The organism is Stenotrophomonas sp., assembly GCF_031995405.1.
GTDB lineage: Bacteria > Pseudomonadota > Gammaproteobacteria > Xanthomonadales > Xanthomonadaceae > Stenotrophomonas.
The window spans coordinates 1-14714 of sequence record NZ_DAMAGC010000043.1; the positions used below are offsets into that span (position 1 = coordinate 1).

Genomic DNA, 14714 nt, shown 5'->3' on the forward strand with positions numbered 1-14714 from the left:
TCGCTGGTGGTGGCCACCGGCGGGCTGTCCATTCCCAGCCTGGGCGCCAGCGGCTTCGGCTATGAACTGGCGCGCCAGTTCGGCCACGACGTGCTGCCCACCCGCGCCGGGCTGGTGCCGCTGACCTTGAGCGGCAAGCACCAGGAACGCTTCAACGACCTCAGCGGCGTGGCGCTGCCGATCACGGCACGCTGCAACAACGTGGAATTCCGCAACTCGATGCTGATCACCCACCGCGGCATCAGCGGCCCGGCGATCCTGCAGATCTCCTCGTTCTGGCAGCCCGGCGACGACCTGCGCCTGGACCTGCTGCCGGGCCAGGACGCGGACGCCTGGCTGCGCCGGATGAAGGCCGAGCGCGGCGCGGCCGAACTGCGCACGGTGCTGTCGGAGGTGCTGCCGCGGCGGCTGGCGTTGCGCCTGTGCGAGCATTGGCTGCCGGACCGCCCGGTCAGGCAGATCGACGAGCCGCAGCTGCGCGAGGCCGCCGCCCTGTTGCAGGGCTTCCCGCTGGTGGCCAGCGGCACCGAGGGCTACCGCACCGCCGAGGTCACCCTGGGCGGGGTGGACACCCGGAAAGTGTCTTCCAGCACCTTTGAGTCGCAGTTGGTCCCTGGCCTGCACTTCGTGGGGGAAGTGCTGGACGTGACCGGTTGGCTGGGCGGCTACAACTTCCAATGGGCCTGGGCCAGCGGCCACGCCGCCGGCCAGGTGGTCTGACCACACCGTGGATCCGTGACCGGCTACCGTTTGCCGCATGGACGTATCCACACGCATCGTGTATCAAGTTTGCAGTCCGGGGAGTAGTGAATGCAGAACGCGAATGACATCACCGTCCGCCTGCTGATCGTGGATGACAGCGGGGAGAACGCTGAAACCAGCGTCAGCACGCTGCGCAAGAGCGGCATCGCCGTGCGCCCGGCGCGCCCGCAGCACGCCGAGGAGCTGGCCCAGATCCTGGGCAGCCAGCCGATCGACCTGGTGCTGGTCGCCCCGGCGCAGAGCATCCCGCTGCTGCAGGTGACCCAGCAGATCGCGGCCAGCGGCAAGGACATCCCGATGATCCTGCTGGCCGAATCGATCAATGAGAACGAATGGGTCGAAGCCGGTGCCAACGGCATCCGTGCGATCGCCCTGCGCAACCGCCCCGAACACCTGCTGGCGGTGGTGCGCAACGAATGGACCGACCTGCATGCGCGCCGCGGGCTGCGCCGCATCGAGGCGCAGATGCGCGAGACCGAGCGCCGCTGCGATGCGCTGATCTCCTCCTCGCGCGACCCGATCGCCTACGTCCACGAAGGCATGCACATCCGCGCCAACGAGGCGTACCTGGAGATGTTCGGCTACGACTCCTTCGATGATGTCGAAGGCATCTCGCTGCTGGACATGGTCGCCCCGCAGCACGTGGACGGCTTCAAGCAGCTGCTCAAGTCGATGAGCAAGGGCGAGGCGCCGCCGCCGCAGTACCAGGTGGACGCGCGCAACCAGGACGGCGCGGTATTCGCGGCCACCATGGAATTCACCCAGGCCAGCTACGAAGGCGAATCCTGCCTGCAGGTGGTGTTCCGCCGCCGGCGCATGGAGTTCGACCCGGAGCTGGCGCGCGAGGTCGAAGACCTGCGCCAGCGCGACCAGGTCACCGGCCTGCTCAACCGCCCCACCTTCATGCTGCATGTCGAAAACGCAGTGGCCCAGGCCGGTCGCAGCGAGGGTCAGTTCGGCCTGCTGCTGATCGAGCCGGACCACTACGCGCGGCTGCTGCCGGACATCGGGCTGGATTCGGCCGATGCGTTGATCGGTGCACTGGGCCGGGTGCTGGCCGACAGCGTGGGCGAGCAGGCCCAGGTTGCCCGCTTCGGCGAACACAGCTTCGCGGTGCTCACCGAAGGTGCCTACGCGCAGACGGTGGCACTGGCCGACCAGATCCGCGAGGCGTTCGCCGCCCAGGTGTTCAGCATCGGCGAACGTTCGGCCACGGTCACCGTCAGCATCGGTGGCGTGCAGGTGGGCGAGAAGATCGCCAGCATCGGCCAGGTGCTGGCGCGTGCCACCGAATGCCAGCAGGCGGCGTCCGAACTGGGCAACACCACGCGCATCTTCGATCCGGCCGCGGTCGACCGGGTCGAGGAAGAGCGCATCCAGCGCTGGGTCGCGCGCATCCGCGAGGCGCTGGCCGGCGACGGCTTCCAGCTGCACTACCAGCCGGCACTGAACCTGCAGGGCGAACCGCTGGAACTGTACGAGGCTTACCTGCGCCTGGATAACAACGGCGAGCTGCTCAGCCCGACCGCGTTCCTGGGCATCGCCGAAGAACACGGCCTGCTGGCCGACATCAACCGCTGGGTGGTGGCCCATGCCATCGGCGTGCTCGGCCAGCGCGAGCGCGCCGGCAAGCCGACCTACATGATGGTCAAGATCACCCCGGAATCGTTCAACGACCCGCAGATGATCGCCACCCTGCGGCGCGAACTGCAGGCGCACGGCGTGCCGGGCGAGCGGCTGTGGCTGCACGCCCCGGAAGCCAAGGTGTTCACCCACCTGCGCAATGCCCAGCAGTTCCTGGCCGAGGTGGCACCACTGGGGTGCCAGATCGGGCTGGAGCAGTTCGGCTCGGGGCTGGACTCGTTCCAGCTGCTGGCGCATTTCCAGCCGCAGTTCCTCAAGCTGGACCGCGACTTCACCCGCGATGTCGCCAGCACCCGCGAGCACAGCGACAAAATCAGCGAAATCACCGCGCGCGCGCAGTCGGCCAACATCCGCACCATCGCCGAGTTCGTCGCCGATGCCAACTCGATGAGCCTGCTGTTCAGTGCCGGGGTGGACTACGTGCAGGGCGAGTTCGTCGGCCCGGCCGGTCCGGCGATGGACTTCGAGTTCGCCTGATGCAGGGTTGCGGCGCGATCGCCTGACCTGCTGCGCAGATCCCGGTCCTTGACCGGGACTGCGCGTGGGGATGCCGGCCGTGGGCCGGCATCTGTCCTTCCGATCAGGCCATCTCGACCAGGTTCGGAATCTTCACGTCGGTGGCGACGTCGGCGTCGTAATCCACGCCTTCCACGCCGAACCCGAACAGGCGCAGGAAATCGGCCTTGTAGCCGGCCAGGTCGCTGATCTCGTACAGGTTCTCGTTGGTCACCTGCGGCCACAGCGCGACGACTTCGCCCTGCACCTCCGGCGCCATTTCCTTGTAGTCCGCGCGCAGGCGACCGGCCTCGTCGATCAGGTCGACTTTGCGGCCGCCGTCAGTGACCAGGTCATGGCGCAGGCGCTCGATCGCCGTGCCCGCGTCCTTGCCGCCGTAGAGAATGTCGTACAGCGTATCGAGCTGTTCGATGCAGCCCTCGTGGGTGCCCTTGGTCTTCATCACCTTGAACAGCAGCGAGAGGTACAGCGGCATGGTCGGAATGGCCGAGCTGGCCTGGGTGACCACGGCCTTGAGCACCGACACGCGCGCATCGCCGCCGATCTTCTCCAGCTTCTCGCGCAGGCCCAGCACCTTGGTGTCCAGGTCCTTCTTGGCCGCGCCGATCGAGCCGTTCCAGTAGATGGCCTGGGTGATCTCTTCGCCGACATAGGTGAAGGCGGTGGTGGTGGCGCCGTCCGCCAGCACGCCGGCCTCCAGCAGCGCATCGATCCACATCTGCCAGTCTTCGCCGCCCATGACCGCGACGGTGCCGGCGACTTCTTCCGGGGTGGCCGGTTCGATCGTGGTTTCGGTGATCACTTCCTTGTCGGTATCCAGCCCGCGCAGGGTGATCGGCGCGCCGATCGGCTTGAGCGTGGAGCTGATCACTTCGCCGGTCTTGGGATGCTTGCGGCGCGGTGCGGCCAGGCTGTACACGACCTGGTCGACCTGGCCCAGGTCCTGCTTGATCAGCTCGATGACCTTGGCCTTGACCTCGTCGGAGAACGCATCGCCGTTGACGCTCTTGGCGTACAGGCCGGCCTGCCCGGCGTACTTGTGGAACGCGGCGGTGTTGTACCAGCCGGCGGTGCCCGGCTTGGTTTCGGTACCCGGGCGCTCGAAGAACACGCCGAGGGTGGCCGCATCGCTGCCGAAGGCAGCGGTGATGCGCGCGGCCAGGCCGTAGCCGGTGGATGCACCGAGCACCAGCACCTTCTTCGGGCCGTTGGCGATCTTCGGCTTGGACTGGATGTACTCGATCTGCTGCTTGACGGCCGCATCGCAGCCGACAGGATGGGTGGTGACGCAGATGAAGCCGCGCACACGCGGTTTGATGACCATGGAGACCTCGATTGACTGGCGCAGGCCGGGCCTGCGCGATGAAAGGGGGCAACGCGCGCCACCGTGGCGGCTGCGCGAACGCAAGGGATCGTAGTGCGCGGGGGCGCGTTGCACAACCGACGGGGGTGTATGGCGGGCGGTTTGTCACTGCGTTTGCGAGCGACGGGATGGGGTTGGCAGGACACGCCGTAAACCCGTCCGTGGGGGCTCGCGGGCGCCATCCATGGCGCCCGACGGTCCTGGCAACCCCATCCCGCCGCTTGCCCGACAGGTGGCCGCGCGTGGGTGGGAGAGCAGCCGGGCATGGCCCGGCTCTACCAAAACGGGCTGATGGGGATGCAAAAAGAAAAGCCGCGCAGGGCGCGGCTTCTCAGGTACGTCGTGCAGCCGATGACTTACGGACGGCGCTCCAGCGCTTCGATGTCCTTGGCCTTGGGCAGCAGGTCCTGCTTGGTCACGCGCAGCGCGCCGATGGTCAGCATCGGCACGGCCACCAGGATCGAGGACAGCACCACGATCACCGCGCCCACCATGTGGGTTTCGGCCAGGCCTTCCATCGACGTGCCGCCGTACATGTACAGCGCCAGTGCCGACAGGAAGAACATCACCGCGGTGATCACCGTACGCGACAGCGTCTGGTTGATCGAACGGTTCAGCACTTCCAGCGGCTCCACGCGCAGGCTGCGGAAGTTTTCGCGGACGCGGTCGAACACCACGATGATGTCGTTGATGGCGAAGCCCATCACCGACAACAGACCGGCCAGCACCGTCAGGTCGAACTCGCGACCGATCGCCGAAATGTAGGCCACCGTCACCAGCAGATCGAACAGCGCCACGATGCTTGCCGTGATCGCGAACTTCCACTCGAAGCGGAACGCGATGTAGATCAGGAAGCCCACCAGCATGAACAGCGTGGCGTACAGACCGTTCATCGCCAGGTCCTTGCCGACCTGCGGGCCCACGAACTCGTTGCGCAGCACCGTCGCCTTGTTGTCGCCGGTGGAAATGGCCTTCACCACCGCAGCGGCGGTGCGCTGGTCACTGGCCGAATTGCCGGTGCCCGGTGCGTGTTCGCCCTGCGGTGCCAGGCGGATCAGCAGATCGGTGTTGCCACCGAAACTCTGCACCTGTGCGCCTTCAAAGCCGTTGGCCTCGAGCTTGGCGCGGACGTCTTCGACGTCCACCTTGCGCTCGAAGCGAGCCTCGATCAGCGTACCGCCGGTGAAGTCCAGCGCGTAGTTGAAGCCCTTGGTCGCGATCAACGCGATCGAACCCACGAACAGCAGCAGGGTCACGACCATCGCGGCATGACGCCACCGCATGAAGTCGATCTTGGTGTCGTTCGGGAGGATATGCAGCGGAAACAGTTTCATTGTGCGTGTCGTCCCGTCAGATGGCCACGTTCTGGAGCTTCTTGCGGCGGCCGTAGATCAGCGTCGCCAGGGCGCGCGATACGGTGATTGCCGTGAACATCGACGCGAAGATGCCGATGATCATGGTCAGTGCGAAGCCCTTCAGCGGGCCCGTACCAAACGCATACAGGGCCACGCCGACGATCAACCCGGTCAGGTTGGCGTCGAGGATGGTGCCGCTGGCACGCTCGTAACCGGTCACGATGGCGGTCTTGCCCGGCACGCCGGCCCGCAGCTCTTCACGGATACGCTCGTTGATCAGCACGTTGGCGTCGACCGACAGGCCCACCGACAACGCCAGGCCGGCAAAGCCCGGCAGGGTCATGGTGGCACCGAACATCGACATCACCGCCACCACGATCAGCAGGTTGAACAGCATCGCCAGCGAGGTGATCACGCCGAACATGCGGTAGTAGATGCTGAAGAACACCAGGGTGAACATGAACGCGTAGACCACCGCGGTGATGCCGTTCTTGACGTTCTCCGCACCCAGGCTCGGGCCGACCACGCGCTCTTCCACGAAGTCCATCGGCGCTGCCAGCGAACCGGACTTCAGCAGCTTGGCCAGGTCTTCGGCTTCCTTCTTTTCCAGACCGGTGGTCTGGAAGTTCTTGCCGAACACGCCGTTGATGTTGGCCACGGAGATCACTTCCTCCTTGACCCGGAAGCTGCGCACTTCCTTGCCATCGACCATGTTCACGGTCGGGATGCGCTCGGTGTAGACCACCGCCATCGGCTTGTTCACGTTGGCGCTGGTGAAGTCGAACATGCGCTGGCCGCCGACGTTGTTCAGCGTCACGCTGACCGCCGCCGAACCGTTCTGGTCGGTGGTGGCCTGCGCGGCGACCATCTGGTCACCGGTGACGATCACGCGCTTGTTGAGCAGCACCGGGCCGCCGTTGTCACGGCGCTGGTAGACCTTGGCTTCCGGCGGAATGCGGCCGCTGGCGATCGCGTCCTGCGCGTTGCCCTCGACCACGGCGCGGTATTCCAGCGTCGCGGTGGCACCGATCATGCGCTTGGCTTCGGCGGTGTCCTGCACGCCCGGCAGCTGCACGACCACGCGGTCGGCACCCTGGCGCTGGATGATCGGCTCGGCCACGCCAAGCTGGTTGACGCGGTTGCGCAGGGTGTTGATGTTCTGCTCGATCGCGCCATTGGCGATCTGGGTCAGCTCGGCCTCGGGGACCTTCACCGTGATGCGGTTGTCGTTGACCTCATAGCCCAGGGTCGGCTGCGCCTTGGCCATCACGTCGCGGGCGCGGGTGATCGCTTCGGCACCGGCGGACGGGCTGATGGTGGCGATGATGCTGTTGTCCGCGCGACGCTCCACCGACTGGTAGGCGATGCGGGCATCGCGCAGGCTGCTGCGCACGTCTTCGGCGTAGGCATCCAGGCGCTTGTCCAGCGCGGCCTTCTGGTCGACCTGCAGCACGAAGTGCACGCCGCCCTGCAGATCCAGGCCGAGCACCATCGGGCTGCCGCCCAGCTTGGCCAGCCACTCCGGCACGGTCGAGGCCAGGTTCAGCGCCACCACATAGTCCTCACCCACGCTGTCGCGCAGGGTGTCGCTGGCGGCGGCCTGCGACTGCAGGTCGGCCAGGCGGACGATCAGGCTGTCGCCTTCCTTTTCCGCACCCAGGGTCTTGACCCCGGCCTTGGCCAGGTCGGCCAGCACGCGGTCACGCAGCGCATCGTCGATCTGCCCGCCACGGTTGGCGGTGATCTGGACGGCCGGGTCCTTCTGGTAGACGTTGGGCAGCGCGTACAGGGTGCTGAGCGCCAGCACGATCAGGATGAGGAAATACTTCCAGCGTGGAAATTCGAGCATTGCTTGGGTCCCGCGCGGCGCCCATCCCGGCGCCGCGGTTGTGCTTCGGAAAAGGAGTGGCTCAGTTGGCCGACTTCAGCGTGCCGGTCGGCAGCACGTTGCCCACGGCGCCCTTCTGCACGCGGATGCGCACGTTGTCGGCCACTTCGATGGTGATGAAGTTGTCGCCGATGTCGGTGACCACGCCGGCGATGCCGCCGTTGGTCAGCACTTCGTCGCCGCGCTTGATCTTCTCCAGCATCGCCTTGTGTTCCTTCTGGCGCTTCATCTGCGGGCGGATCATCAGGAAATACATGATCGCGATCAGGATGATCGGGAACAGCAGCGTGGTCAGACCCATACCACCGCCCGGCTGGCCGCCAGCGGCTTGGGCGTGGGCGGCAGGAATCAGGAAAGCGATCAGGTTCATGTTGGTGTCCTTGGGTTGGGAGGCGCCCTGCCCTGGTGGGCCTGGGTGTCGCCGCGAAACGGGTCAGCCACGAAGTATGCCATGGCCCCGGGAGTTCGTCCTCGGGCCCTTTGGCAGGGTCGGCGCGGCGGTCGGTGCTGCGTGGAGGCCTTACAGCGCCGGGGTGGCCGCGCCACGGGCCGCGTAGAAGGACTCGCGGAAGGCGGCAAAGGTTCCCGCGGCGATGGCCGCGCGCATGTCGGCCATCAGTTTTTCGTAGTAATACAGGTTGTGGATGGTGCCCAGCATCGGCGCCAGCATCTCGTTGCAGCGGTCCAGGTGGCGCAGGTACGAGCGGGTGTAACCGCTGGTGCAGGCGTGGCAGCCGCAGCCCGGCTCGATCGTGTCCATGTCGCGCTCGTAGCGGGCGTTGCGGATGCGCACGGTGCCGAACGAAGTGAAATAGTGGCCGTTGCGGGCGTTGCGGGTGGGCATCACGCAATCGAACATGTCCACGCCGCGGGCGACGCCTTCCACCAGGTCTTCCGGGCGGCCCACGCCCATCAGGTAGCGCGGGCGGTCGGCTGGCAGGATCGGGTGCATGTGGTCGAGCATGGCGTTGCGCTCGTGCTCGGGCTCGCCCACGGCCAGGCCGCCGATGGCGTAGCCGTCAAAGCCGATCTGCTGCAGGCCCTCGGCCGAGCGGCTGCGCAGGTCATGGTGGACGCCGCCCTGGACGATGCCGAACAGCGCCGCGTCGTTGCCCAGTTCGTCGTGCGCGTTGCGGCTGCGCTGGGCCCAGCGCAGGCTCAGCTCCATCGAGGTCCGCGCGACCGGCTCGGTGGCCGGGTACGGGGTGCACTCGTCGAAGATCATCACAATGTCCGAGTCGAGCACCTTCTGGATGCGCATGCTTTCTTCCGGCCCGAGGAAGACGCGCGCGCCGTCGGTCGGCGAGGAGAAGGTGACGCCCTGCTCGGTGATCTTGCGGCGGTGCGCCAGCGAGAACACCTGGAAACCACCGGAATCGGTCAGGATCGGGCCGTCCCAGCGCGCGAAGCCGTGCAACCCGCCGTGGTCGGCGATCACGTCCAGGCCCGGGCGCAGGTACAGGTGGAAGGTGTTGCCCAGGATGATTTCCGCGCCCAGCGCCCGGATCTGCTCCGGCAGGATGCCCTTGACCGAGCCATAGGTGCCCACCGGCATGAACGCCGGGGTTTCCACGGTGCCGCGCGGGAAGGTCAGGCGGCCGCGGCGGGCGCGACCGTCGGTGGTCTGGAGCTGGAACTGGAGTCGGGACATGGAGCGGGAGTCGGGCAAATAATTGCCCATTGTCGCCGAAAACCGCCGCGCCTGCCCCGCCCGGTCAATCCGCCTGCGGGAACAGCAGCATTGCATCGCCATAGCTGAAGAAGCGGTACTTCCCGGCGATGGCGGCCCGGTAGGCCTCGAACACCCGTTCCTTGCCCGCAAACGCCGAAATCATCATCAGCAGGGTGCTTTCGGGCAGGTGGAAGTTGGTGACCATCGCATCCACGCTGTGGATGCGGTAACCCGGGGTGATGAAGATCTGGGTTTCGCCCGCGTAAGGCAGCAGCTCGCCATCGCGCATCGCGCTTTCCAGCGCGCGCACCACCGTGGTGCCCACGCCGATCACCCGCCCGCCGGCAGCGCGCGTGCGGCGCACCTGCTGGACCAGTTCGGCCCCCACGTTCAACCACTCGCGGTGCATCACGTGCTCCTTGAGGTCGTCCACCCGCACCGGCTGGAACGTCCCCGCGCCCACATGCAGGGTCACATGGCCGAAATCGATGCCCCTGGCCTTCAGCGTGGCCAGCAGCGCCTCGTCGAAGTGCAGGCCGGCGGTCGGGGCAGCCACCGCGCCGATTTCGCGCGCGAACACGGTCTGGTAGCGCTCGCGATCGTCCACGCCCGGCTCGCGCTGGATGTACGGGGGCAACGGCAGTCGGCCGGCGTGCAGCAACCACTGCTCGAGCGCCTCGGGCACGTGGAACCGCAGTACATAGAATTCGCCATCGCGGCCCAGCACCTCGGCCTCGCCGCCCGCATCCAGCGCGATCCGGCTGCCCGGCTTGGGCGACTTGCTGGCCCCCACCTGGGCGCGCGCCTGCTGGGCGCCGAGCAGGCGCTCGATCAGGATTTCGACCCGCCCGCCGCTGGCTTTCTGCCCGAACAGGCGCGCCGGGATGACCCGGGTATCGTTGAACACCAGCAGGTCGCCGGCGCGCAGCAGGTCGGGCAGATCGCGCACCTGGCGGTGCTCGAAGGCGGCCGGGGCCGGTGGCACCAGCATCAGGCGGCTGGCCGAGCGCTCGGCCAGCGGCGCCTGGGCGATCAGTTCAGGCGGCAGTTCGTAGTTGAAATCGGACTTCTTCAAGGGAGCGCACGGCAACGTGTAGGCAATGTCGGCCATTGTACGACCGGCCCTCCGTGGCGGTGCGCCGATGGGCGAACGTCGCGCAAAATGCTGCTATGCAACAGTTTTTCACGGGGTTATCGCGCGAAAAAGCGCGTGCTAGCATCGGGCCGGAAGTTAGATGCACGAGCAGGAATGCCCCCAGCGCGCGCGAATAGACGCGCGTTTTGCGTTTTCGCCGTGCCGCCAATCGTTTCAGGAGATCTGCAATGAGCTTCATCGAACGTCTTGCCCCCCTTCGCGCCCAGCCCGGCACCCGCCTCACCGCCGGCCTGGATGACGCCAGCCTCGAACGCCTGGCAGCCGGCCACCCGCAGCTGATCGCCGCCATCGACGCCGCCGCGGTCGAGTTCGAGCGCGTCCGCGCCGACCTTGGCGACCTGCTGGCGCTGGACGAACGCGCCCAGATCGACGCCATGCAGGATGGCTTCGTCAATTTCTACGCCGACGATGCGGTCACCCCCTATGTCGCCCTCGCCGCCCGTGGCGCGTGGGTGGTCACCCTGAAGGGTGCGGTGCTGTACGACGCCGGCGGCTACGGCATGCTCGGTTTCGGCCACACCCCCGACGCGGTCATGGCGGCCATGGCCGCCCCGCAGGTGATGGCCAATGTGATGACCCCCAGCCTGTCCCAGCAACGCTTCATCACCGCGCTGCGCAAGGAGATCGGCCACCGCCGCGGCGGCTGCCCGTACAGCCATTTCATGTGCCTGAACTCCGGCTCCGAAGCGGTCGGCCTGGCCGCGCGCATCGCCGACGTCAACGCCAAGCTGCAGACCGACCCGGGTGCGCGCCACGCCGGCTGCAAGATCAAGCGCGTGGTGATCAAGGGCAGCTTCCACGGGCGTACCGACCGCCCCGGCCTGTACTCCGATTCCAGCCGCAAGACCTACTCGCAGCACCTAGCGAGCTACCGTGGCGAAGATTCGGTCATCGCGATCGCGCCGTACGACGAAGACGCACTCAGGCGCGTCTTCGCCGATGCCGAGCAGAACCACTGGTTCATCGAGGCGGTGTTCCTGGAGCCGGTGATGGGCGAAGGCGACCCCGGCCGCTCGGTGCCGCCATCCTTCTATGCGCTGGCCCGCGAACTGACCCGCCAGCACGGCAGCCTGCTGCTACTCGACTCCATCCAGGCCGGCCTGCGCGCGCACGGCGTGCTTTCCATCGTCGATTACCCCGGCTTCGAAGGCCTGGACGTGCCGGACATGGAGACCTACTCCAAGGCGCTCAATGCCGCCCAGTTCCCGCTCTCGGTGCTGGCCGTCACCGAACATGCCGCGCACCTGTACCGCAAGGGCATCTACGGCAACACGATGACCTCCAACCCGCGCGCGCTGGAAGTGGCCTGCGCCACCCTGTCGCTGCTGACCCCGCAGGTACGCGAGAACATCCGCGTGCGTGGCGAGGAAGCGTTGCGCAAGCTGGAGCAGCTCAAAACCGAGCTGGGCGGGCTGATCACCAGGGTGCAGGGCACCGGCCTGCTGTTCTCCTGCGAACTGGCCCCCCAGTTCAAGTGCTACGGCACCGGTTCCACCGAGGAATGGCTGCGCAACCATGGCATCAACGTCATCCACGGCGGCGAGAACTCGCTGCGCTTCACCCCGCATTTCGGCATGGACAGCGAAGAACTGGACCTGCTGGTCGGGCTGGTGGGGCGCGCGTTGAAGGAAGGGCCGCGCAAGCAGCAGTCACAGGCGGCCTGAGCCCGGCGGCCGTGCGGGGTTGAACCCGCACGGGGTTGGGCGACCGACGGGACGAAAGCCGGCGAGGCAGGAAAAACGAAAGCCGACCAACGGTCGGCTCTCCCCCCGGGTACACCATCATCCGTAGAGCCGACCGTTGGTCGGCTGCCGTCCGAGCGTTGGTCGGCTGCCGTCGCCGATGGCCGATTGGCCCGGGCGCCCGGAACGCGCGATAATCCCCTCCCGCACCCGCGGAAAGAACCCCGTCACGAGACCGGAACAGCGGTCATCGGCGGGGCTTTTTCGTTTCCGCCGCACCCGCTTTCAGAACACAGGAAGATCCAATGAAGTCGATTTGCGTTTACTGTGGCTCCAACCCCGGCAGCAAGCCGGTCTACACCGAGCGCGCCATCGCACTCGGCGACCGCATCGCCCGTGACGGCCTGCGCCTGGTCTATGGCGGCGGCAACGTCGGCCTGATGGGGACCGTCGCCAATGCCGTGCTGGACGGCGGTGGCGAAGTCACCGGCGTCATCCCTCAGCAGCTGGCCGACTGGGAAGTGGCCCATCGCGGCCTGACCGAACTGGAAATCGTCGGCTCCATGCACGAACGCAAGTCGCGCATGTTCGACCTCTCCGATGCGTTCGTCGCCCTGCCCGGCGGCTTCGGCACCATGGAAGAGATCTTCGAGATGCTTACCTGGCGCCAGCTCGGCATCGGCAACAAGCCCTGCGCCTTCCTCGATGTCGACGGGTTCTACGCGCCGCTGATCGGCATGATCGACCGCATGGTCGAAGAACGTTTCCTGCATCCGGAACAGCGCGCCGACCTCTGGTACGGCTCGGACATCGACGCCATGCTCGACTGGATGCGCGGCTACCAGCCGGCACAGGCCTCCAAGTGGATCGACGAAAAGCGTCGCAACGCGCTGCGTTGATCACCTGATGCGTTGATGTGGAGTGCCGGCCAACGGTCGGCACTACTGCGCCGCGAACGTTTCCATCGGTGCCGGCCGGCCGAGCAGGTAACCCTGGCCGTAGTCGCAGCCCAGCTGCAGCAGCGTCAAGCGCTGCGCCTCGTTTTCGATACCCTCGCCGACGGTCTCGATGCCCAGCGTGCGCGCCAGCGACAGCACGCCCTGCACCAGCGCATACGTGCTCTGGATGTCCTGGCCATGCAGGCCGGCGATGAAGCTCTGGTCGATCTTCAGGGTCGAGATCGGGAACCGGTGCAGATAGGACAGCGCCGAGAATCCCGTGCCGAAATCATCCAGCTGCACCAGCACGCCCCGCTCGCGCAGCGTCTGCAGGATGCGCAGCGTGCGCGGGCCATCGTCGAGCAGGGCCACTTCGGTGATTTCCAGCCGCAGCCGGCGCGGGTCTGCACCGGCGGCCTCGATCAGGCCGAACAGCCGGCTGATGAAATCGGCCGAACGGAAGTGCCGCGGCGACACATTCACCGACAGATACCCTTCCCCGCCCAGCGCCAGCTGCCCGATCACGTCTTCGTAAAGCAGCCAGTCCACCTGTTCGATCAGCCCGCTTTCCTCGCCGAGGTCGAGGAAGGCACTGGGCAGCAGCAGCCCGCGCCGCTCGTGCTGCCAGCGCAGCAGCGCCTCATAGCCCACCACCGCGCCGTCGCTCAAGCGCACGATCGGCTGGTAGTACGGGAGGAAATCGCGGTTGATGATGGCCCGGCGCAGGTCCGCTTCCAGGTCCAGGCTGCGCAGCGCTTCCTCGCGCATGGCCTCGTCGAACACCGCACAGCGATCCTTGCCCTGCGCCTTGGCCCGGTACATCGCCGCGTCCGCATCGCGCACCAGTTCTTCGCCATTGCGATAGCGCGGGTTCCACATCGCGATGCCCAGGCTGCCCGACGGGAACAGTTCGCGGCCCTTGACCCACATCGATTCTTCAAGCGCCACCAGCATCCGCTGCGAAAACTCGCGCGCCGATGTCAGCCCCTGCTCGCACTGCAGCAGGATCGCGAATTCGTCGCCACCGAGCCGCGCCACCACATCGCCGCTGCCCATCATCGAGACGATCCGCTTGGCGACCTCGACCAGCATCTGGTCGCCGGCCGCATGGCCAATGCTGTCGTTGACCAGCTTGAACCGGTCCAGGTCCAGGAACAGCACCGCGAAGAGCGGCCCGTCGGGGGCGCTGGCGCGGGCGATGGCATCCTCGAGCCGGTCAAGCAGATGCAGGCGGTTGGGCAATCCGGTCAGCGCATCGTGCATGGCCTGGTGGGTCAGGCGCTGCTCGGCACGCAGGCGCTCGCCGATCTGGCCGAGCAGCTTGTCGTTGACCTCGGCCAGTTCACGGGTGCGTTCTTCCACGCGTTTTTCCAGCTCCGCGTGCGCGTTGCGCAAGCCTTCCTGGTCGCGCTGGCGGGCCAGGCCGTTGCCGATGTTCTGCGCGACGAAGGTCAGCAGGCGCTGGTCGTGCGCGGTGAAACTCACGTCCGGCGAATAGCTCTGCACCACGATCACCCCGACCACCTCGTCATCGCTCAGCAGCGGCACGCCCAGCCAGCAGTGCGAGCGCGCGCCGAACTCACGTACGCGTCCGGACGCACGCAGCGCATCGATGTGGTCGCGCGAGGCCAGCAAGGGTTGCCGGTTGCGCACGATGAATTCGGTCAGCCCCTGGCTGAACGGACGCGGCGCGCGCGAGGCGTTGTACTCATCCACCGAGTACACGAAATCCAGGCCG

At 66.9% G+C, this 14714-nt stretch carries 11 protein-coding genes; 4 read left to right on the plus strand and 7 right to left on the minus strand.

The window, feature by feature from the left end:
- On the plus strand, positions 1-720 hold a 720-nt coding region (locus tag RTO53_RS09820; protein ID WP_312237618.1), incomplete at its 5' end, for an aminoacetone oxidase family FAD-binding enzyme.
- Positions 721-810: 90 nt separating this feature from the next.
- Positions 811-2883 carry an EAL domain-containing protein gene (locus tag RTO53_RS09825; RefSeq protein WP_312237619.1) on the plus strand — a complete coding sequence of 691 codons (2073 nt, stop codon included), beginning with the start codon at positions 811-813 and terminating at the stop codon, positions 2881-2883.
- Between the two features lie 103 nt (positions 2884-2986).
- On the opposite strand, the gene fabV is transcribed toward RTO53_RS09825, so the two are convergent.
- The 6 genes from fabV to queA form a co-directional block, all read right to left on the minus strand.
- Positions 2987-4246, minus strand: coding sequence for an enoyl-ACP reductase FabV (gene fabV, locus RTO53_RS09830; protein ID WP_312237620.1), 1260 nt, complete (start codon positions 4244-4246; stop codon positions 2987-2989).
- Positions 4247-4641: 395 nt separating this feature from the next.
- Entirely contained in the window at positions 4642-5619 is a 978-nt protein-coding gene (gene secF / locus RTO53_RS09835; RefSeq protein WP_312237621.1) for a protein translocase subunit SecF, read from the minus strand.
- Between the two features lie 16 nt (positions 5620-5635).
- Positions 5636-7489, minus strand: a complete 1854-nt coding sequence (secD, locus tag RTO53_RS09840) for a protein translocase subunit SecD (protein ID WP_312237622.1) — start codon at positions 7487-7489, stop codon at positions 5636-5638.
- A 61-nt stretch (positions 7490-7550) separates the two neighbouring features.
- Positions 7551-7898, minus strand: a complete 348-nt coding sequence (gene yajC, locus RTO53_RS09845; RefSeq protein ID WP_256773999.1) for a preprotein translocase subunit YajC — start codon at positions 7896-7898, stop codon at positions 7551-7553.
- Positions 7899-8048: 150 nt separating this feature from the next.
- On the minus strand, positions 8049-9179 hold the full coding sequence (tgt, locus tag RTO53_RS09850) for a tRNA guanosine(34) transglycosylase Tgt (protein ID WP_256774000.1): 1131 nt from the start codon (positions 9177-9179) through the stop codon (positions 8049-8051).
- A 64-nt stretch (positions 9180-9243) separates the two neighbouring features.
- Positions 9244-10311, minus strand: coding sequence for a tRNA preQ1(34) S-adenosylmethionine ribosyltransferase-isomerase QueA (queA, locus tag RTO53_RS09855; RefSeq protein WP_312237623.1), 1068 nt, complete (start codon positions 10309-10311; stop codon positions 9244-9246).
- 212 nt (positions 10312-10523) lie between these two features.
- Here queA and RTO53_RS09860 point away from each other — a divergent pair, with 212 nt between their 5' ends.
- Together RTO53_RS09860 and RTO53_RS09865 are read left to right on the plus strand one after the other, a co-directional pair.
- The gene (locus RTO53_RS09860; protein ID WP_312237624.1) at positions 10524-12020 is read left to right on the plus strand and encodes an aminotransferase class III-fold pyridoxal phosphate-dependent enzyme; all 1497 of its coding nucleotides are present in this window, start codon (positions 10524-10526) and stop codon (positions 12018-12020) included.
- A 323-nt stretch (positions 12021-12343) separates the two neighbouring features.
- Positions 12344-12937, plus strand: coding sequence for a TIGR00730 family Rossman fold protein (locus tag RTO53_RS09865; protein ID WP_312237625.1), 594 nt, complete (start codon positions 12344-12346; stop codon positions 12935-12937).
- 42 nt (positions 12938-12979) lie between these two features.
- Here the strand turns inward: RTO53_RS09865 and RTO53_RS09870 are convergent.
- Positions 12980-14714 (minus strand): EAL domain-containing protein (locus RTO53_RS09870; protein ID WP_312237626.1); only part of this gene is annotated, 1735 nt, incomplete at its 5' end.

What these genes read in the sequence shown, in the direction of transcription:
- RTO53_RS09825 (WP_312237619.1), top strand. Translation starts at nt 811, where the DNA reads ATGCAGAACGCGAATGACATCACCGTCCGCCTGCTGATCGTGGATGAC.
- fabV (WP_312237620.1), bottom strand. Translation starts at nt 4,246, where the DNA reads ATGGTCATCAAACCGCGTGTGCGCGGCTTCATCTGCGTCACCACCCAT.
- secF (WP_312237621.1), bottom strand. Translation starts at nt 5,619, where the DNA reads ATGAAACTGTTTCCGCTGCATATCCTCCCGAACGACACCAAGATCGAC.
- secD (WP_312237622.1), bottom strand. Translation starts at nt 7,489, where the DNA reads ATGCTCGAATTTCCACGCTGGAAGTATTTCCTCATCCTGATCGTGCTG.
- yajC (WP_256773999.1), bottom strand. Translation starts at nt 7,898, where the DNA reads ATGAACCTGATCGCTTTCCTGATTCCTGCCGCCCACGCCCAAGCCGCT.
- tgt (WP_256774000.1), bottom strand. Translation starts at nt 9,179, where the DNA reads ATGTCCCGACTCCAGTTCCAGCTCCAGACCACCGACGGTCGCGCCCGC.
- queA (WP_312237623.1), bottom strand. Translation starts at nt 10,311, where the DNA reads ATGGCCGACATTGCCTACACGTTGCCGTGCGCTCCCTTGAAGAAGTCC.
- RTO53_RS09860 (WP_312237624.1), top strand. Translation starts at nt 10,524, where the DNA reads ATGAGCTTCATCGAACGTCTTGCCCCCCTTCGCGCCCAGCCCGGCACC.
- RTO53_RS09865 (WP_312237625.1), top strand. Translation starts at nt 12,344, where the DNA reads ATGAAGTCGATTTGCGTTTACTGTGGCTCCAACCCCGGCAGCAAGCCG.